Source organism: Shewanella putrefaciens (assembly GCF_016406325.1).
Lineage (GTDB): Bacteria > Pseudomonadota > Gammaproteobacteria > Enterobacterales > Shewanellaceae > Shewanella > Shewanella putrefaciens.
Map to the genome: position 1 here is coordinate 3,769,536 of NZ_CP066370.1, position 19,183 is coordinate 3,788,718.

The 19,183-nt window shown below is 44.7% G+C and carries 14 protein-coding genes; 8 read left to right on the forward strand and 6 right to left on the reverse strand.

The features are described 5' to 3' along the window. Window position 1: 1 nt before the first annotated feature. From JEZ96_RS16790 to JEZ96_RS16805, 4 genes are all read right to left on the reverse strand, one after another. Window positions 2-1,066, reverse strand: coding sequence for an NAD(P)H-dependent flavin oxidoreductase (locus JEZ96_RS16790; protein WP_014611408.1), 1,065 nt, complete (start codon window positions 1,064-1,066; stop codon window positions 2-4). Between the two features lie 82 nt (window positions 1,067-1,148). Then, a complete protein-coding gene (gene ubiA / locus JEZ96_RS16795) occupies window positions 1,149-2,009 on the reverse strand; it encodes a 4-hydroxybenzoate octaprenyltransferase (RefSeq protein ID WP_011787952.1) in 861 nt (286 codons plus the stop codon). Window positions 2,010-2,154: 145 nt separating this feature from the next. Continuing rightward, window positions 2,155-4,323: a DNA helicase II gene (uvrD, locus tag JEZ96_RS16800; RefSeq protein WP_128090237.1), complete on the reverse strand. Its 2,169-nt coding sequence runs from the start codon at window positions 4,321-4,323 to the stop codon at window positions 2,155-2,157. Window positions 4,324-4,906: 583 nt separating this feature from the next. Next, entirely contained in the window at window positions 4,907-5,953 is a 1,047-nt protein-coding gene (locus JEZ96_RS16805; RefSeq protein ID WP_025008149.1) for a hypothetical protein, read from the reverse strand. Between the two features lie 891 nt (window positions 5,954-6,844). On the opposite strand from JEZ96_RS16805, the gene JEZ96_RS16810 reads away from it, so the two are divergent. Further along, entirely contained in the window at window positions 6,845-8,044 is a 1,200-nt protein-coding gene (locus JEZ96_RS16810; RefSeq protein WP_061783480.1) for a class I SAM-dependent methyltransferase, read from the forward strand. Between the two features lie 25 nt (window positions 8,045-8,069). Here JEZ96_RS16810 and JEZ96_RS16815 read toward each other — a convergent pair whose 3' ends face one another. Continuing rightward, window positions 8,070-8,507 (reverse strand): NUDIX hydrolase, encoded by a 438-nt coding sequence (locus JEZ96_RS16815; protein WP_025008148.1) that lies wholly within the window; start codon window positions 8,505-8,507, stop codon window positions 8,070-8,072. Between the two features lie 396 nt (window positions 8,508-8,903). On the opposite strand from JEZ96_RS16815, the gene JEZ96_RS16820 reads away from it, so the two are divergent. From JEZ96_RS16820 to JEZ96_RS16835, 5 genes are all read left to right on the forward strand, one after another. Further along, a complete protein-coding gene (locus tag JEZ96_RS16820) occupies window positions 8,904-10,394 on the forward strand; it encodes a helicase HerA-like domain-containing protein (RefSeq protein ID WP_061783482.1) in 1,491 nt (496 codons plus the stop codon). A 314-nt stretch (window positions 10,395-10,708) separates the two neighbouring features. Then, window positions 10,709-10,831, forward strand: a complete 123-nt coding sequence (locus JEZ96_RS19605; RefSeq protein WP_011787946.1) for a hypothetical protein — start codon at window positions 10,709-10,711, stop codon at window positions 10,829-10,831. Window positions 10,832-11,069: 238 nt separating this feature from the next. Continuing rightward, the gene (locus JEZ96_RS16825) at window positions 11,070-12,026 is read left to right on the forward strand and encodes a TAXI family TRAP transporter solute-binding subunit (RefSeq protein WP_128090235.1); all 957 of its coding nucleotides are present in this window, start codon (window positions 11,070-11,072) and stop codon (window positions 12,024-12,026) included. A 103-nt stretch (window positions 12,027-12,129) separates the two neighbouring features. Next, window positions 12,130-14,163 carry a TRAP transporter permease gene (locus JEZ96_RS16830; protein ID WP_025008145.1) on the forward strand — a complete coding sequence of 678 codons (2,034 nt, stop codon included), beginning with the start codon at window positions 12,130-12,132 and terminating at the stop codon, window positions 14,161-14,163. 45 nt (window positions 14,164-14,208) lie between these two features. Beyond that, a complete protein-coding gene (locus JEZ96_RS16835; protein WP_025008144.1) occupies window positions 14,209-14,598 on the forward strand; it encodes a DUF1850 domain-containing protein in 390 nt (129 codons plus the stop codon). Window positions 14,599-14,690: 92 nt separating this feature from the next. Here JEZ96_RS16835 and JEZ96_RS16840 read toward each other — a convergent pair whose 3' ends face one another. Next, window positions 14,691-15,410 (reverse strand): FadR/GntR family transcriptional regulator, encoded by a 720-nt coding sequence (locus JEZ96_RS16840; protein WP_011787942.1) that lies wholly within the window; start codon window positions 15,408-15,410, stop codon window positions 14,691-14,693. A gap of 283 nt (window positions 15,411-15,693) precedes the next feature. Here JEZ96_RS16840 and JEZ96_RS16845 point away from each other — a divergent pair, with 283 nt between their 5' ends. Both JEZ96_RS16845 and JEZ96_RS16850 read left to right on the forward strand, forming a co-directional pair. Beyond that, a complete protein-coding gene (locus JEZ96_RS16845; RefSeq protein WP_128090234.1) occupies window positions 15,694-16,932 on the forward strand; it encodes an OprD family outer membrane porin in 1,239 nt (412 codons plus the stop codon). A gap of 139 nt (window positions 16,933-17,071) precedes the next feature. Next, window positions 17,072-18,808 (forward strand): DUF6351 family protein, encoded by a 1,737-nt coding sequence (locus JEZ96_RS16850; protein WP_025008143.1) that lies wholly within the window; start codon window positions 17,072-17,074, stop codon window positions 18,806-18,808. Window positions 18,809-19,183 lie beyond the last annotated feature (375 nt).

Genomic DNA, 19,183 nt, shown 5'->3' on the forward strand with positions numbered 1-19,183 from the left:
TTTATGACACTTCTGCACTCAACCAAATCCCCAACGCCAATTGTTTTGTAAGCTCTGCGGCGGGAATCGCCTGACAGCCAGTTGCATTTTGGCCGCACCAGAGCGGACTAAAATCGCCAAATCCCTGTTGTTCAGCAGCGCTTCGCAATCCAGCGATAGCATTCGAAGCAAGCGGAAAATCCGGTACCGCACTATTGATAGGCCCAAGTTCGGCCATAAAACGGTTTACAATACCGCGGGCAGGGCGGCCAGAAAATAAATTAGTGAGCGCCGTATGTTGCGCAGTCTCACTTTGCAGTGCTGCGCGGTGAATTTTAGTGGTAGTGCATTCAGGACAGAGTAAATAGGCCGTACCCACTTGCACCGCCGACGCGCCCATTGCCATCGCAGCGCGCACCGTTTTAGCATCGACTATCCCGCCCGCGGCGATAACAGGTACATCAACGGCGGCAATAATCTGTGGCAATAAAGCAAAAGTACCAAGCTGCTCGGTGAGATCGTCCGATAGGAAATGCCCCCTGTGCCCCCCAGCCTCTAAACCCTGAGCAATAATGGCATCTACCCCACGCGCTTCTAACCATAAGGCTTCTTCTAAAGTGGTTGCGGTAGAAATAACCTTGGAACCCCAAGATTTAATCTCCAGCAACAAGTCTTCATTCGGTAAACCAAAATGAAAACTCACAACTTCGGGCTTAAATTTAGCTAACACTTCTGCCTGAGCACTCGTGTATGGCGCACGTTGTGCTCCCGCAATTTGAGTATCAGGATGGATACCCAATTCAGTAAAATAAGGGGTGAGTTGTTTAAGCCATGCGGCTTGTTTCGCCGCTTGTGGTTCAGGTTCGTGGTGACAAAAGAAGTTTACGTTAATGGGTTTAGTTGTGTGGCTACGGATCAGGCTAAGTTCTGCATCTAATGTCTCAAGGGATAACATGGCACAGGGCAAAGATCCCAACGCGCCCGCCTGTGATACCGCAATCGTTAAGGCACTGCCTTGGACACCTGCCATCGGCGCTTGGATAATGGGTAACTCAATTCCAAATAGTCGGGTTAACTGGCACGGCATACATCACCTCCTTTGATAGTGCTCCTGATAAAACTGAACAACTTAGCCTTAGCCGTAAACAAAAATCGTGAACGACAAACGTTTAGATTAGATAATCAGCCCCCAAGCCAACAAATAATGCGAGTCCCGCCCAGTTATTGTTAAGAAAAGCCTTAAAACAAGGGGCGCGTTCACGACCAAAAATCAGCATTTGTTGGTAAGTACTAAAGCCAACAAAAGTCAGTAAACCAAGGCCATAGAGTAAACCACGCTCAGCACTCCAACCCGCAGCAATAAAACAGACTAGTGCAGCAATCTGAAATAAGCCTATGATTTGGCGGTCATATTTACCGAACAAAATGGCAGTGGATTTTATACCCACCTTAAGATCATCGTCCCTATCAACCATGGCATACATAGTGTCGTAGGCAACTGTCCAAAACCAATTCGCCGCAAATAACCACCAAGCCTCCATCGGTACTTCACCCGTCTGCGCGGCATACGCCATAGGGATAGACCAACTCCACACCACGCCTAAAAACATCTGCGGCATATTAGTAATGCGTTTGGTGAAGGGATAAATGATAGTGAGGATAATGCCAACAACGGATAATTTAACCACTAATCCATTGAGTAATAAGACTAAACCAAATGCAGATAAACCTAAGACGACAAACAGTATCAAGGCTTCTTTAGTGCTGATTTCGCCACTGGCCAGCGGCCGAGATTTAGTGCGCTCCACAAAAGAGTCAAGATCGCGATCGGCATAGTCGTTAATAATGCAGCCACAGGCACGCATGATCACCACACCAATAATGAATATGATCAATACCTTAAGATCGGGCATACCACCCGCCGCTAACATCAGCGCCATCAAACATGGCCACATCAGTAATAACGTACCGATAGGACGGTCGAGTCGAGTCAGACGGGAATACACGTCCCACTTCTGCTTTAAATTCATTAACGAGGTACTCCCACGCCTAATAATCTACCATTTTCGCCTTCATCCCTATGGGTTAGCATCATATACCTAAGCTAACCCTGAACGCGAATTCCCACCCAAAAACATTGTCACAAAAGAATGACACTCACCCATCATTTCAAGCTTAAAGCGCTTCTAAACGAGCGTAAGCCACCACTAACCATTTACTGCCAAAGTCGGTAAAACTAACCTGAACTCTGGCCTGTGCGCCGCTGCCTTCAAAGTTGGTGACCTTGCCTTCACCAAATTTAGGATGATTGACTCTCTGTCCAACATTAAAGCCCGTATCATTTGCCGCTGCCGACTTTTGAGTGCTAAAACGATTATTTGCCATGGGAGTGGAAACCTGCGCCTTAAGGCGAATTTCATCCACATATTGCGGCGGGATCTCTTTGATAAAACGCGACGGCCGCGCGTAATCTTCGCGGCCATAGATACGGCGCGATTCCGCATAGGTAATGTAGAGTTTTTCCATGGCGCGGGTCATGCCCACATAGCAGAGACGGCGTTCTTCATCGAGTCTATCGCCCTCTTCGAGCGCCATTTTACTCGGGAAAATCCCTTCTTCCACCCCCGCCATGAACACCATAGTGAACTCTAGCCCTTTGGCAGAATGCAGTGTCATTAGCTGCACCGCATCGGTAAAGGCATCGGCTTGGCCTTCACCCGCTTCGAGCGCCGCGTGGGACAGGAAACCGTTAAGTTCGCCCATGTCCTCCAGCTCTTCTGGCAGCTCAAAAGTACGCGCCGCCGTGACGAGTTCTTCTAAGTTTTCGATTCTAGCGTGGGCTTTTTCACCCTTTTCGGCTTCATACATGGCCTTAAGACCCGAAGCTTGGATCACGGTATCGGCCATGCGATACAGCACCATATCTTGAGTGTCTTCACGCATCGTCATGATTAAGTCCATGAAACCACGCACAGAATTTGCTGCGCGGCCCGCGAGCACTTTCTCGTCGAGCAAACGCACACTCGCCTGCCACAGGGTTAACTCATGCTGGCGCGCAGTGGAGCGCAAAATATCCAAAGTGCGATCGCCAATGCCACGGGGCGGCGTGTTCACCACACGCTCAAACGCCGCATCGTCGTCTTTGTTATTGATCAGCCGTAGGTAACCCATGGCATCTTTAATTTCTTGGCGTTCGAAGAAGCGTAAACCGCCATAGATACGATAGGCTAAACCTTTGTGTAACAAGGCTTCTTCCAATACCCGCGACTGAGCGTTAGAACGATAGAGAATCGCACAATCACTGAGATTGCCGCCCTTTTCGTGCCAATCATTAATTCGACCGACGATAAAGCGCGCCTCGTCCATTTCATTAAAGGCGCAATAGAGCGAAATCGGATCGCCATCGGCTTCATCCGTCCATAACTCTTTGCCCATACGCTCGGGGTTATTGGCGATTAACGCGTTGGACGCTTTAAGAATATTCCCCTTAGAGCGATAGTTTTGCTCGAGGCGAATGGTGGTTGCAGTAGGAAAATCCTGAAGGAAGCGATGCAGGTTTTCAACCTGAGCGCCGCGCCAGCCGTAAATCGATTGGTCGTCATCACCGACTATCATCACATTGGCGGTTTGACCGGCAAGCACACGGATCCACGCATATTGGATAGCGTTGGTATCTTGGAACTCGTCCACCAAAATATGCTTAAAGCGTTCTTGATAATGCGCCAACAAATGCGGCTTATTAAGCCATAACTCATGGGCACGTAAAAGGATTTCGGCAAAATCGACTAAACCTGCGCGGTCACAAGACTCTTGATAAACCTGATAAATCTTTAGCAGATTCTGCTCAAGCGGAAAACCGCCCGCATCGATATGTTTAGGGCGTAATCCTTGGTCTTTTTTACCATTGATATAACCCTGAGCTTGGCGTGGAGGATATTGTTTCTCATCCAAATTCAGGCTTTTAAGAATACGTTTGATCAAGCGCACTTGATCGTCAGAATCGAGGATTTGGAAGCTTTGCGGTAAACCCGCATCTTGGAAGTGAGTGCGCAACAAGCGATGTGCCAAGCCATGGAACGTGCCAATCCACATGCGGCCCATATTGGTGCCAGCGACTTTTTCAACTCGCTCGCGCATCTCAGCCGCAGCTTTATTGGTAAACGTCACCGCAAGAATCGAGTAAGGACTCTGCTGTTCAACCTGCATCAGCCACGCAATACGGTGGGTCAACACCCGAGTTTTACCACTGCCCGCGCCCGCCAACACTAACATGCTAGATTGCGGTGCCGCGACAGCCTCGCGCTGCTTGTCATTCAGGCCGTCTAGTAAAGAAGATACGTCCATTCTCGCCTCCAAAAAATCGAGGGGGCATTATAACAGAAGAAAACCCGCCTGCGTGCCTGATCCATAAGACAAGAGCCACTAGACGAGAACCATAGGACGAATGACAAGTTGCCGCATCTTGCTTTGCACTGGTGTTGTAATGACAACATTGATTAAGCACTGTCATTCCCGCAATGCTTGTGGGCGGGAATCCAGCTTTTCGGTAACAGATCTTTGTTTTTAGGGTAGGAATTGAACAAATGCAAGGCTGTATTAATGACTCATAGAGAAGGTGTTCATCATTCTGTTTCAGCGATTAAGCACTGTCATTCCAGTGACACGCCATTAACTCATCCCTGAGGGCTCGACGACGGCATCCATGCCGTCAACGGTCACTTCCATGACAGTGCTGAATCTTGCCAACCTCTACAGTAATCTGCCCCCCCTTCTTACAAGCATGCACCGTATAAATTTAACGATGGATGTATCGTTAATTTCTCTTTATTTAATAATAAGTTTTAATGGCACACTAATTTGAGTCTCGACCCAAAAAGAGAAGCATTGTGCTTCCCTTAGATTTTTTTGGTTGGTTTGCCTTCAATGATCAGGCTTTAGAATCGCAAAAATGGAATGCTTCATCAGCTATTGAAAGACATTCTGAACACTCTGTTTCAGTTGGTTTATAGCCATCATGAACGACGTCGTTCCTTATCTCCTTGAACCTAAGCAATTGCTTCACCAAGCCATCCACTTCTTTATTAAACAAATTTGGCAAAGCTTCGGTTATCACATCATGAATGCGCCCATACTTTTTGATCTTATTACCTTTAGCTCTGTAGACGTTTAGTAGGTTGTACAAAGACAGCTCAAGCGCAATGAATGACTCCAACACAGCCGCACAGTAATTATCTTGTTCATTCGCCATTTCATATGCCCGCATCAGAGTTACACGCCAGCTAGGAAAGTCCCCTGTCGTAAGGTAATGGGCAATGTGTCTAGTGCTTCTAGCACGGTTGAAGTTAGGCAATTCATGATCTGCTAGGTTCATCGATTGCAAAGAAGTGAACCTTTGAGCATCAGGCTCCCAATCATCGAACAGTTCACTGACTCGTTGATCGGGGTCTTTCTCCAAGTGTTGTTCGTTGTACGGCTTAAACCCAGTAACAATGTAGGGTTTAAAGCCAGTCATAAAGGCTACCTCCTTGATTGACGTGTCTAGTGTGGCGTAGCGATAGACCCTGATAAAGTGATTCAGGGCGTCTAAAGCTTTAATTTCTAAATCTTCGGAAAGGCCATCGGCTTCAACGGCAACACGCACAAGTGTGGTGATACTGGAGCTACTGAACTGTGTGTGCCCATTTTCAGTATCCATTAATAAACTAACATCAATTGAACCATCATCCCGCTGAACAGCGTTGCAAATCTGGTTGTCTCCAGTCTGTCGTGATGCTTCAAAATCATACTTGAAGCCCTCTGAGTTATCATGTTCAACTTTGATTATCCTGTCATTCACTGATAAGGTGTTTACGGAATTCATAGGCTTACCAATACCCACAACAAAACGCTCCCCTTCATAATCGAATGAAGCTTCACCGGGCAGAACTCGAATATTTCCAGGGTAAAAGAACTGAAATAGTGCACAACCTTTCAATGAAGCCTCCTAGAATCTATTTAACCTGAGCTCGGGATAAGAAATGTTGAACTAATAGCCCTCCAAGTGATCGGATCTTTCGACCAAAAGAAACCCCATCACACCAGAGGGCCTATCCATAAATTAGTGGAAGTGTTTTTCGATATCTATGATTTTTTTGCTTTTTTCATTCCTAAAGAGTTTATCGTGACACCCATTGTTAAATTTTGCAACGTAAAGACCGAATAGGGTGAAACAGGACATCCACAGTTTATCGAGATAAACCATTGTTAAATTTTGCTACGTAATAGAGTGAAACAGGGCATCCACAACGCTTTAATGCTTTAACTGACTAACAGACAACTCAAAAATCAAAGGAATACGGCATCCCCTCGGAGTTGCCGCAGGGCGAATAGACAAATTGCGTGAGTCTCGCCATGGATGGCGAGCTAGCTTTCGCAGGTGCAAGGACGCATCCTTCGGAAGCGATAGCAAATTTGGCAATGAGCACAAGGGGCTTTCAACTCCGTTGGGGGCGTCATGGAGCATCCAAGGAGGATAGGACGAGCAGTCCTCCTTGGTCGGGTGTGGGGTGAAGCCCCACGACTTTGACTTTTATTAAAAAAATCAAACAAAGTCTAGGTAAAACTCCATTAGCAAACATCCAACGCAGAATGGCGAATTCCAACTTATGGATCAGTCTAAGTGAATCAGATTCACCCATTACCAAGCTGCATCTTCAATTGAGCGTGTCACTGGAATGACTATGCTTAATCACTACCACCTGAATAGATAAATCAGCAGCGGAGCTCTACCCCAAACCATCCTTTCAATGAGAATAACTTTAGGTAGCGCCTGATCGCGGTTAGAATACTCACCCTGTTTTTCTTGGTTACTTTTTCGGAAACAATAATGTCCCATTCAGCGCTTAATTCTTTTGATGATTTTTACCAGCTTTTGGCTGACAGCTTGGCGAAGAATAGTCTGATCAAACTATTGTTGAGTAAGTACCGAGGGACAGATAAAAGCCTGCAGCGCATCACGATTCGGCCGATCAGTTTGCAAAATGAGCCTATGCTGTCGTTTGTGTATCAACACCAGACGAATCACATCACTAAAAACCTGAGTTATGACGAAGGGTTAGCCAGCATAAAACTGTTACTCGGTAGCGATTTTAAGAGTGCCCACTTAGCCACGGCAGAGGCAGAAGTTCAGCTTGAGATCAGCAAAAAAGGCAAAGTCCAAATCAGCACACATAACGTTAAACAAACCGTAGCTGCGCCGTTAGAACATGACCGTGAGAAAAAACGTTTTGTGGATATCGAACGTCCCTTCCTGACCAAGCTAGGTGTGACTGACAGCCAGCATAATGTGATCCCTGCGATGTCGCGTAAATGGAAGCAAATCAATAAATTTATTGAGGTTTTCAGCCAAGCACTCGAAGCCTCACCCCACAAGAATGACCAACCGATCAATGTGGTCGATTTTGGGTCTGGCAAAGGCTATCTCACCTTTGCAATCCATGACTACCTGCGCCACAGCCTACATAATGATGCGCAGGTGACTGGAGTAGAATTACGTCAAGCCTTAGCCGATTTATGTAATGAAACGGCGGCTACGCTGGATCATCAAGGATTGTCATTTGTCTGCGGCGATGTGAGAACCCATGCGCCTAAGCAAACCGATGTGATGATCGCGCTGCACGCCTGCGATATCGCCACTGACTATGCGATTCATTATGGTATCCGCGCCAATGCCGACATCATCATGTGTTCACCTTGCTGCCATAAACAAATTCGCCCGCAGATGCACAGCCCAGAATTGTTTAAACCTATGCTGCAATATGGGGTGCACATGGGCCAACAGGCTGAAATGGTGACAGATTCATTACGTGCGCTATTTTTGGAAGCCAATGGTTATGCGACTAAGGTGTTTGAATTTATCAGCCTAGAACATACCAATAAAAATAAGATGATTTTGGCCGTTAAAAAGTCGCAGCATAACCCGAAAGACAGCGCCGTAATACTCGCGCAAATTGCTGACATTAAAGCCTATTACGGTATCAAGGAACACTGCTTAGAAACCTTACTCGCGCAAACCCAAGCCGATTAACAGCCGGCGGTTTACTGGCAAAGCATTAGAACTTGGCACTCACCACAACCCCGTTGAAATTGAGGCAATCTTTAATTCTTTGCTGCTGAACCGCGCTAAGGGTGTCGATATCGTGGAAGGCGAACGCTGAGTGTTCGTGACTCAATTGGATCGGCAATGGCTCGTCTTCTACCCCATCTTTTGCCACTTCAGGCAACAGTAATTCGCATCGAAAAATAAAGGCTTGGGACTGATAGGCGCTGTGATAATACACACCGCTCAAATAGTTCACCCGCACACTTAAGCCTAATTCCTCTTGGCATTCACGCACCAAGGCCTCGTGAATCGTTTCGCCTGGTTCGAGTGCGCCGCCGGGTAAACCCCAAGCAAAATTACCGTAATTGGCCTTAAGCAACAGCACTTGTCCCAGCGCATTGGTAATAACCGCGTGGCTGCTCAATCTAAAGGTATCGTTAAAGGCCACTCAATTATCCTTGCATGTCTGTTCGGTACGAATTGAAGCTTCTTTCTGTGTCACGCCAACGCTTCGCACTCCTTAACTCTTTGCTTAAACCGCTTATAGCATCAATACCGATTTCACCGTTAAATATCTCGATGCTAATCCTTATTTCGCTGCTGTCCTGTTTTAACCATTTTTACGTGATTGGTTTTATCACAATTTGCCACGTAACTTAAGCGATTCGCCCTTTCACGACCTCTCACTGACCTTTAACTTAATCCCTCATGTTGACATAAATACCGCTAAGGCCAACACTCAATGGTGAATTTTCATACAAACATATAATGACACAACAGTGGGTTAGATAAGAGCAGTGCAACAACGCCAGTATCTGCCCTTCAGTTAAGATAAGGAATCATCTTGAATACTCTACTCCTTGGCAAAGGTGAGCAACAGGTTCACTTACATCTTAAATACGCTAATCGTCACGGACTCATTGCGGGCGCGACGGGTACGGGAAAGACAGTATCATTAATGAGTATCGCCGAAGGGTTTTCGCGCCAAGGCGTGCCAGTGTTTATCACAGATGTTAAAGGGGATATTTCTGGCCTAGCGATCATGGGTACACCCAGTGAAAAACTGTTACAAAGGGCGGCTAGCATTGGCATTGAGGATTATCAAAATGAGGCCAACCCTGTAGTATTTTGGGATTTAGCCGGTGTTCAAGGGCATCCTTTACGCACCACTGTCAGTGAAATGGGCCCGACCTTACTCAGCCGAATTTTAGAACTGAATGACACCCAAAGCAGTATTTTGGATATCGTCTTCCAACTGGCTGACGACCAAGGATTACTGCTGCTCGATTTAGATGATCTGCGTGCTATGCTGACACTGGTCGCTGATGAGCGCAAAGAAATCTCGGTTAAATATGGTCTGATCAGTGCCCAATCCCTCGCGGCGATTCAACGTGCCGTTTTAGGGTTAGAACGTGATGGTGGCAAAGACTTTTTCGGTGAACCAGCCTTACAGCTTGAAGATTTAATGCGTACTAATTTACAAGGGCGCGGCATCATCAATTTACTCGCTGCGAATAAACTGATTTTAACGCCACGTTTATATTCAAGTTTTCTATTATGGTTACTCTCCGAGCTATTTGAAAACCTGCCAGAGGTTGGCGATCTTGATAAACCTAAATTGGTGTTTTTTATTGATGAGGCACATCTCCTCTTCGAGGGTTGCCCGCCCAGTTTATTAAAGCGTATTGAGCAGATCATGCGCCTTATTCGCTCAAAAGGTGTTGGCGTTTATTTCTGCTCACAATTCCCTGATGATGTCCCCAATGAAATCCTCGGTCAATTAGGTAATCGTATTCAACATGCGCTGCGGGCCTATACGCCAAGGGATCAAAAGGCGGTCAAAACCGCCGCTGAAACTTTTGTCCCCAACCCTAAACTGGTTGTCAGCGAGGTGATATCTCAACTCGCAGTGGGTGAAGCCTTAGCCTCAATGCTTGCCGATAAGGGCGTACCCACTATGGTAGAGCGCGCCTTAATTGCTCCGCCCCGCTGTCGCATGGGGCCAGCAACGACTGAAGAACTAAAACAAATCCGCGCGCAGAGTCCAATTGGCGGTAAATACGATACGTTAGTCAACCGCGAATCGGCCTATGAATTACTCCACCAAAGACGAACAGAAAACACCGCGGCCACTAGCGCACCGATAATAGAAGCCACACCTCATCATCAGGCCGATGAACAAGGTTGGTTTAGCGAGCTTATTTTTGGAAATAAACGCCGACAAGGTTTAGCACAGACCCTTTCTAAACAGGCGGCGCGTACCGTTGGCAACCAATTAGGAAAACAAATTTTACGCGGGATACTCGGTGGCATATTAGGGAAGTCCTCCCGTTAGTTTGGTTATTGTGCAATACAGTGCCACCGATCGCATATTTTATAGACAAGTTAACACTACCATTAGCGCTAATTATTCTAAGCATGGAGTGGATCCTACTGCGGATTTCAGTGATAAGATTATTTTGCGAGTACAGCTCAAAGAGGCAAACAAATTCAAATAAATTATCAATGATTTTAAATGATTGTGATTTAAAAATGTTGTAATTCGAGATTTAACGTTTCGCTTTAATCAGGACATCATGGAATAGGTTCAATGCGTATGGCTTACATGATTAGCCTGATGAACAACCACAAAAGTACATGGAGTTAGCTATGAGTAAAGAGCAAAAAAATCGCAAAGAGTCCAAGAAGCAGCCGTTAATGTCTGCAAAAGAAAAAAGAGCAGCAAAACACGCTAAAAATGCTTCAAAAGGTTTCTTAGATAACACTAAATAGTGTCCTGTTATTAAAGGAGTCATCCTCAAATAACACAAATAGGGTTAACTTAGGTTAGCCCTATTTATTGCCTCAAACCAAACAGTAATCAAACCTCCGTTTTATCATGTAACAACTCCGCTATCGACTATAGCCTAATTGACCTTTTTTAGGTTTTATGCGGTTATATTAAGCTGATTATGCTATTCCCTACTCGAAAGAACCTATATAACACAATAAAAAACAAGGATATTTCAATATGAAAATCAACAAACATTTTGTCGCCATCGGTGTCGCAATCACACTCTCTCTCAGTGCTGCCACTATGGCCGCAGCCCCTGCATTTATCAACATACTCACAGGTGGAACTAGTGGTGTTTACTATCCTATAGGTGTGGCCTTGTCTCAACTCTATGGTAGTGGGATCGAAGGTGCTAAAACCTCTGTTCAAGCAACAAAAGCCTCTGTAGAAAATCTTAATCTACTGCAATCGGGTCGTGGTGAATTAGCTTTTGCATTAGGTGACTCAGTGTCAGCCGCCTACCAAGGTGATGTTGATGCAGGCTTTAATAAACCTTTAGATAAAATTAGAGTCATTGCCGCGGCTTACCCTAATTACATCCAAATTGTTGCCAATAAAGAATCGGGTATTAAAACCTTAGCCGATTTAAAGGGTAAGCGCATCTCCGTTGGCGCCCCTAAATCGGGGACAGAACTCAATGCCAGAGCCATTTTTAAGGCTGCTGGATTAAGTTACGCAGATATGGGGAAAGTTGAATTTTTACCCTATGCAGAATCCGTTGAATTGATCAAAAATCGTCAATTAGATGCAACGCTACAATCATCAGGTTTAGGTATGGCGGCAATCCGCGATCTCGCCGCTACTATGCCTATCAACTTTGTCGAAATTCCTGAGGATATCGTACTCAACATAAATAATCCTGCCTATCAACATGGTGTCATCCCCGCCTCAACCTACGAAGGTCAAACGACGGATGTGTCTACCGTTGCGATAGAAAATTTACTGGTAACCCATAATGGCGTCTCAGATGATTTAGCCTATCAAATGACTAAAATTATGTTCACGAATCTTGAACGTCTCGGCAATGCACACTCTGCAGCCAAAACCATTAACCTCGAAAATGCAACGAAAAATCTACCCATTCCACTACATCCTGGTGCTGAGCGTTATTACAAAGAAGTGGGCGCGCTCTAAATATTTTGTGCGACCTATTTACTAATACACATTGGGGATATTAACGACATTAATATCCCCAATGCTGCACCACCCTCTGTAGTCTAATGCTGTGAGGCATAATATGAGCGATCCACAACAAGGTTTGGGTGCCAATACTGGCGACTGGCCCAAGGCGCTGTTTTATACAGCTCTTATTTTCTCCATTTTTCAGATTATTACTGCTGCGTTTCATCCAGTATCCACCCAAGTATTGCGGGCAACCCATGTGGGCTTTTTGCTACTTGTGGTTTTTTTAAGTTATCCCGCTGTGGGGAAATCTCGGCCATGGCAGCCCTTAGCTTGGTTACTCGGCATTGCAGGCATGGCAACTGCGGCCTATCAATGGGTTTTTGAAGCTGATTTGATCCAACGCTCAGGCGAACTCACTGATGCGGATATGGTGATAGGTATTATTCTGATTGTCTTAGTATTTGAAGCTGCTAGACGGGTAATGGGTTGGGCACTCCCGATCATTTGTTGCATTTTTTTGGCTTACGGTTTATTTGGCCAATATCTTCCAGGTGAATTAATGCACCGTGGTTATGGAGTTGACCAAATAATCAATCAATTAGCCTTTGGGACTGAAGGGTTATACGGTACGCCAACCTATGTATCTGCAACGTATATTTTCCTGTTTATTCTGTTTGGAGCTTTTTTAGAACAGGCGGGAATGATCCGATTATTTACCGATTTTGCTATGGGATTATTTGGCCACAAACTGGGCGGCCCTGCAAAAGTTGCTGTGGTGTCATCCGCCATGATGGGCACTATTACGGGCTCAGGCGTTGCAAATGTGGTGACTACCGGACAATTTACGATCCCCCTAATGAAACGCTTTGGCTATCGTCCCGCATTTGCCGGTGGCGTTGAAGCAACCTCCAGTATGGGCAGCCAAATTATGCCGCCCATCATGGGCGCCGTCGCGTTTATTATGGCTGAAACCATTAACGTGCCCTTTATTGAAATTGCTAAAGCCGCACTGGTTCCTGCATTACTGTATTTCTGCTCCGTATTCTGGATGGTGCACTTAGAAGCCAAACGCGCCAATCTTTCAGGCTTACCTAAAGATCAGTGTCCCGATCCTTGGGCGGCAATAAAAGCGCGTTGGTATCTGCTTATCCCGTTGTTTATTTTAATTTACTTGCTATTTTCAGGCAGAACACCGCTATTCTCAGGCATGGTGGGTTTAGCACTTACCTCAATCGTGATTTTAGGTTCAGCAATCGTATTAAGGTTGCCATCAAAGGCGATGCGTTTTGCATTTTGGATAGCCTTAGGTGTACTTTGCGCTGGTTTTTTCCAACTCGGCATTGCCGTTGTATTTGCGGTTATCGCCCTATTAGTTGCGGTATGTTGGTTTATTAAAGGCGGCAAAGAAACCCTCGTTATCTGCTTGCATGCATTGGTAGAGGGTGCTCGTCATGCGGTGCCTGTGGGTATCGCCTGTGCCCTCGTAGGTGTCATTATCGGCATAGTGTCACTCACAGGTATAGCTTCTACTTTTGCCAGCTATATATTGGCCGTAGGGCAAGATAACCTCTTCCTATCACTTGTGTTAACTATGCTCACTTGCCTTGTTTTGGGCATGGGTATTCCGACTATCCCAAACTACATTATCACCAGCTCAATTGCCGCGCCTGCCCTACTGGATTTAGGCGTACCGCTGATTGTGTCCCATATGTTTGTATTCTATTTTGGCATTATGGCAGATCTAACTCCTCCAGTAGCGTTAGCTTGCTTTGCAGCGGCTCCCATTGCTAAGGAATCGGGGCTTAAAATTAGTCTATGGGCAATTCGTATCGCGATTGCAGGCTTTGTGATCCCTTTTATGGCGGTATACGACCCCGCCTTAATGTTACAAAGCGATAGCTGGTTAGCCACGGGATTTGTCGTGCTTAAAGCAACGGTAGCGATTGGTATTTGGGGCGTGATATTTACGGGTTTCCTGTTACAAAAACTCTATTGGTGGGAACGTCTTATCGGCTTCCTAGCCGGTGCAAGTTTAATTCTTGCTACCCCACTGAGTGATGAAATTGGCTTTGGTCTCGCACTCTTGTTTATCCTGCAACACAGTTGGCGCGCCAGAAAACTAAAACGCCTTATGGAACAAGGATAAGCCTTTGGGAGCATTAAAAATTAAAGGCACAAAGAGGGAAAAGAAATGCTAGGCCTATGTTTGGGCCTAGCGGGCACTCTGTGGGCACAAGTGCCCACAGATCATTTCACCTTGGCATGGCACCACAGCATAGAAAAAATCCGTTGGGAGGAAGATTATCGCGTTACCCCTAAAGGCTTGGTCTTAGTAGAAGCCAGAGTAAAAGGCACTGGTGCCGGAATGGAAATTCCCGATGAGGCTTATCTTATGGACGGTAGTTGGCATTATCATCCAACATTACCCATTTTGCCGACATTAAGATTAGGAAGAACCCCCGAAGCGGGTGACTATGACATCTGTATCGAAAGCCAGTGCAACGCCATGAGCCACTGGATTGGCGCTCCAACAAAGGAGGAAGCAATGGTTGAGCTATGGAGTTGTGGCGCTTTGCTTTAAAAATCAAATGAAAATACCCATCAGTTCAGACAGGTATTCCATCTTTTTTTCACGTATAGCGTGGTTTTAATCGTGGTGAAACAAGGGTAAAGCTAGGCTTGCTTATTTTTATATTTACGCTCAATTTCTCGAAGGCGAACATTAAAATCCTCGAGATGAGCCAGCATTTCAGCTTCGGCTTTATCTTCATCTTTAGCGACAACCGCCTCAACAATCACACTGTGCAACCCTAGAGGATGGATCTCATCTGTTGGTGGCTCATATTTCATCGTCTGATTACGTAATAAAATCAGTAAAGATTTAACAATGGCCTCTAAAAACCGATTACCCGACATTTCAGCTAATAAATAATGCACTTGTGAACGCAATGTAACGGTATCAGGGTAAGCACTGGTATCATTTTCATGGCGATCGGCTTCCAACAAGATTAAGGCTTGCTCTGGCGTGCAATTTTTAGCTGCCATCCTCGCCACTTGCGGCTCAATCAGCATACGCGCTTGGCATAGTTCGGGTAATGAGAGTTTCCCCATCATAAACAAATCGTGGCAAGCATCACTTAAGCGCTCGAAAGTTAAGTGCTTAACAAACGCACCGCCCGTAGCACCTTGACGAATCTCTACCAAACCTCCCGCTTCGAGGCTTTTAATTGCCTCCCTTATTACGGTACGGCTAACTTGAAATAGTTCGATCAATTCACGCTCGGAAGGCAGTTTATCACCCGCTTTATAATCACCGCCTAAAATAGCATTTTTGAGTTGTTGTCCAACTTCACTCGATGCTTTTATCTGCTTAATTGGCTTGAATATATGCACTTGATTATCCCGAATATGCTTAATGCGCCCATCTTACCATAAACCGACTCATTCACGCAGAAAAAGTATCCGCGTACATCCTATATTAGTGATTAAAAAACAAACACTTTTGTTGATCTACGTAACATCTGTACGAATTTCGTAACTTGTTTCCCATATTCATTCTTACCTCGTTGTGGATAAAGGTTATACGTCATACATTTCACCTAAAGATATTAAAAATGATCTTTTACCTAGCCTAGACATTTCAGCTCTGGGCTAACTTAATAAAATAAGGAAAATGATGATGAACAAATCTTATTTATCTGTGCTGGTACTATCAGCCTTAGCCATTCCTGCTATTGCGGATACCAGCATTGACCAAATGTTTAGCCAAGGTACGTTAAAAGGGGAATTTCGTTTATTTGATTTTACTCGTGACTTTGATAATACGACGAATACCAAACACGATACGTCATTTGGTGGCCTGTTTTATTACAATACAGCTAAAGTAAATGGTATTAGTTTTGGCACTAGCTTCGCATCTGCAAATCCAGTTTGGACGAATGATTCTGATGATGTCTACGGCCTAGTTGCACGTGATGCCAAAGGAGATCATGACAACGTAAACCGCTTACAAGAATATTTTGTTCAAGGTGAATGGTGGAATACAAAACTTAAATTAGGTGCCCAAGAACTGCGCACTCCAATGATGAATCCCCATGATATTCGCGCTATTCCACGTACTTTCCGTGGTTTTTCAGCAGAAAATAAAAGTGTTGATAATCTGACACTTTCTGCACTCTATATCACCGACTCTATGGGTTGGTCCGATAATAGCTTTATTTCTGTAAAAGACGCGGTACAAAACGAATTAGCAAGGGCTGGTGTTATCGCCGATGTCGCGGATAATCCAGTGTATGCCCTTGGCGCCAAGTATCAACTTCCCTTTGAAACCATTAAAACTGAAGTCGATCTCTGGCACTACCGCATGGAAGATGTTTTCAATCAAACCTATGCCAAAGTGAAGTTATCCAGTCAATTAGGTGCAACCAACGTTTATTTAACACCCTCCTATTTAACGCAAGAAGCAACAGGAGATAAAACTGGTGGTTCACTGGATACCTATCAATATGGCTTCCATTTAGGGGCAAAATTTGCGGGAACGGATATCACCTATATCTATGCCAAAACAGGCGATGACACAGTACTCACCCCTTGGGGAGATGAAAAAGTGGTTATCCAGCAAGTAAACCAATCAGCAAGAGCCGATGAAGAAGTTAATGCTTTAAAAGTCGCCTATGACTTTGAAAAAGTGGGCATGAGTGGATTAGAGGCCTATGCATTTTATGGTCAATATGATGTGCCAACGGGTACGGCAAAAGACTTTAACGAAACGAACTTTTCAATTACCTATAAATTTTCTGGTGCATTATCAGGCCTAGGTCTTAGAGCACGCTATGCCATGATCGATGTTGATCAAGGCGAAGACTATGATGATCTGCGTTTATATATCACTTACAAATTTGTTTTAGGTCAATAGTCACAAGTTCAACTCCCCTGCACCAAAATTAATGCGGGTGTATCAGCCTAGTTAGATACACCTGATTTTTACACCGCAAAATATCCCCTCCCCAATAATTAGTTGCGGTGAATACTTTGACTTAAGGATTGAGATAAAAATGGAAAAAAAGAATTTATTACTGATTCCAGCCGTAACTATTTCTTGTTTTTTATTTGGCGGGTGTGGAAATAACGATAATGCCGAAATATCCATACCACAATTAACCCCTGCGAAAACAGGAACACTGAATATATGCAATGAGATAGCGGCACAATATCATTTCAAAAATACCGTCATCACTGACTCAAAAATGATTGCGGCTGGCAATGTTGAATATAACGCGACTGAAAGTTATCGCGCTCCAGAACATTGTTTAGTCAAAGGCTATATGAATGAAAGGATAGGAACGGGTATCGCGGGTGATACTCGCTATGCGATTGGCTTTGAAATGCGTTTACCCACTAACTGGAATGGCCGATTCTATTATCAAGCCAATGGTGGCCTCGATGGTTCAGTCGCCAAAGCGGTGGGTAGATTGCTCTTCTCTGGAGGCCCAGATTCAGCGGCACTGAATGAAGGTTTTGCCGTAATAAGTTCAGATATGGGCCACCCCGCCCCTACACCACATTTTGGCCTAGATCCCCAAGCAAGGCAGGATTATGGCTATAATGCCGTAGCCGAATTAACACCAATGGCGAAAAATCTAATTGAGAAAGCCTATGGTAAACAACCTGATAGATCATACTTCGCAGGTTGTTCTAACGGCGGTAGACACACTATGGTTGCCGCAAGCCGTTATGCCGATATGTATGATGGCTTCCTTGTTGGAAATCCAGGCTTTAATTTACCCCAGTCCGCCGTTGCTCAATTGTACGGGATCCAAGAATATTCAAAACTGGTTGAGTTTGATGGCGCAGATATTTTAGCCACACTGCAAAAGGCAATTACGCCTGAAGAATTTTCACTCGTTTCTCAAAAAGTCTTAGAACAGTGTGATGCCCTCGATGGGCTCAATGATGGAATGATTGCAAATACCTATGCTTGCCAAAAAGCATTTGATCTCGAAAGGGATATTCCAACCTGCTCAAATCTGAGGGACAACACTTGTTTAACCGCCAAGCAAAAGCAGGTTCTAGGCAATATAATGGCAGGCCCGCACAATAGCAAAACGGGTGAAGCCATTTATGCTGATTTTCCCTATGATGCTGGGATAGGAGCTAAAGATTGGGCCAATTGGGAATACTCTATGGCGCTAACTAGAGACTCTGGTGCTGTAGGGTTTATTTTTAGCTCACCGCCAACCCCTTTTAATGGTGAAAGTGAACAATCCAGTTTGGATTTTATCAAGTCATTTAGCATGGATGATGATGCACAAAGAATTTATGCAACCGATTCCATTTACGCTGAATCTGGCGTTGATTTTATGACACCACCTCACCCAACAGACCTGACGACACTCAAAAATCGTGGCGCTAAGATGATGATTTTCCATGGCACATCAGATCCTGTATTTTCAGTAAATGATACCGTGAACTGGTATAACGACTTAGGAAATGCAAATGCTGGACACGCACAGACCTTCGCCCGCTTATTTCTAATCCCTGGTATGAATCATTGCGGAAAAGGCCCTACAACCGATAAATTTAATATGGTGCGTGCATTGGTCGATTGGGTTGAAAAAGGCGTAGAACCGCAAAGTATCACCGCGGCAGTACGTGCAGAAAATACTGAATTGCCTAGTGATTGGTCGAAAAGCAGGACTCGAGTCCTATGTCCCTACCCCCAATTCGCAAAATATAACGGCATAGGTAATATTGAAGATGCCGCTAACTTTACCTGTGTAACACCTGAATAAGATCCAAAATATCACCTCAAAAATGCCATCTCGAAAATCACGAGATGGCATTTTTCCTCAAGATATAAGTTACCCCTTACCCCACACACACACCGCCCAATGGGGAATAAAACTGTCACGATAAACACTCTTTACCCCTCTGTTACCTGTTGAAATTCAAACCCTATTTCAAAACAAATTAATAACAAAAAGCATTTTATGGCATCCATTTTATTCAGGTCTTTGAATTTATCGAAAGCGTCATCTCGCAAAAATCACATACAATTCTTTAATATAGAAAACCCTATATTAGATTGTTTTAAAAAGAATAATTATATTCACAGCTCAAAACTCCAGCATTTTGTGAAGCACTGCAAAGATGTAATGAATAACACT

What these genes read in the sequence shown, in the direction of transcription:
- JEZ96_RS16790 (WP_014611408.1), bottom strand. Translation starts at nt 1,066, where the DNA reads ATGCCGTGCCAGTTAACCCGACTATTTGGAATTGAGTTACCCATTATC.
- ubiA (WP_011787952.1), bottom strand. Translation starts at nt 2,009, where the DNA reads ATGAATTTAAAGCAGAAGTGGGACGTGTATTCCCGTCTGACTCGACTC.
- uvrD (WP_128090237.1), bottom strand. Translation starts at nt 4,323, where the DNA reads ATGGACGTATCTTCTTTACTAGACGGCCTGAATGACAAGCAGCGCGAG.
- JEZ96_RS16810 (WP_061783480.1), top strand. Translation starts at nt 6,845, where the DNA reads ATGTCCCATTCAGCGCTTAATTCTTTTGATGATTTTTACCAGCTTTTG.
- JEZ96_RS19605 (WP_011787946.1), top strand. Translation starts at nt 10,709, where the DNA reads ATGAGTAAAGAGCAAAAAAATCGCAAAGAGTCCAAGAAGCAGCCGTTA.
- JEZ96_RS16825 (WP_128090235.1), top strand. Translation starts at nt 11,070, where the DNA reads ATGAAAATCAACAAACATTTTGTCGCCATCGGTGTCGCAATCACACTC.
- JEZ96_RS16830 (WP_025008145.1), top strand. Translation starts at nt 12,130, where the DNA reads ATGAGCGATCCACAACAAGGTTTGGGTGCCAATACTGGCGACTGGCCC.
- JEZ96_RS16835 (WP_025008144.1), top strand. Translation starts at nt 14,209, where the DNA reads ATGCTAGGCCTATGTTTGGGCCTAGCGGGCACTCTGTGGGCACAAGTG.
- JEZ96_RS16845 (WP_128090234.1), top strand. Translation starts at nt 15,694, where the DNA reads ATGATGAACAAATCTTATTTATCTGTGCTGGTACTATCAGCCTTAGCC.
- JEZ96_RS16850 (WP_025008143.1), top strand. Translation starts at nt 17,072, where the DNA reads ATGGAAAAAAAGAATTTATTACTGATTCCAGCCGTAACTATTTCTTGT.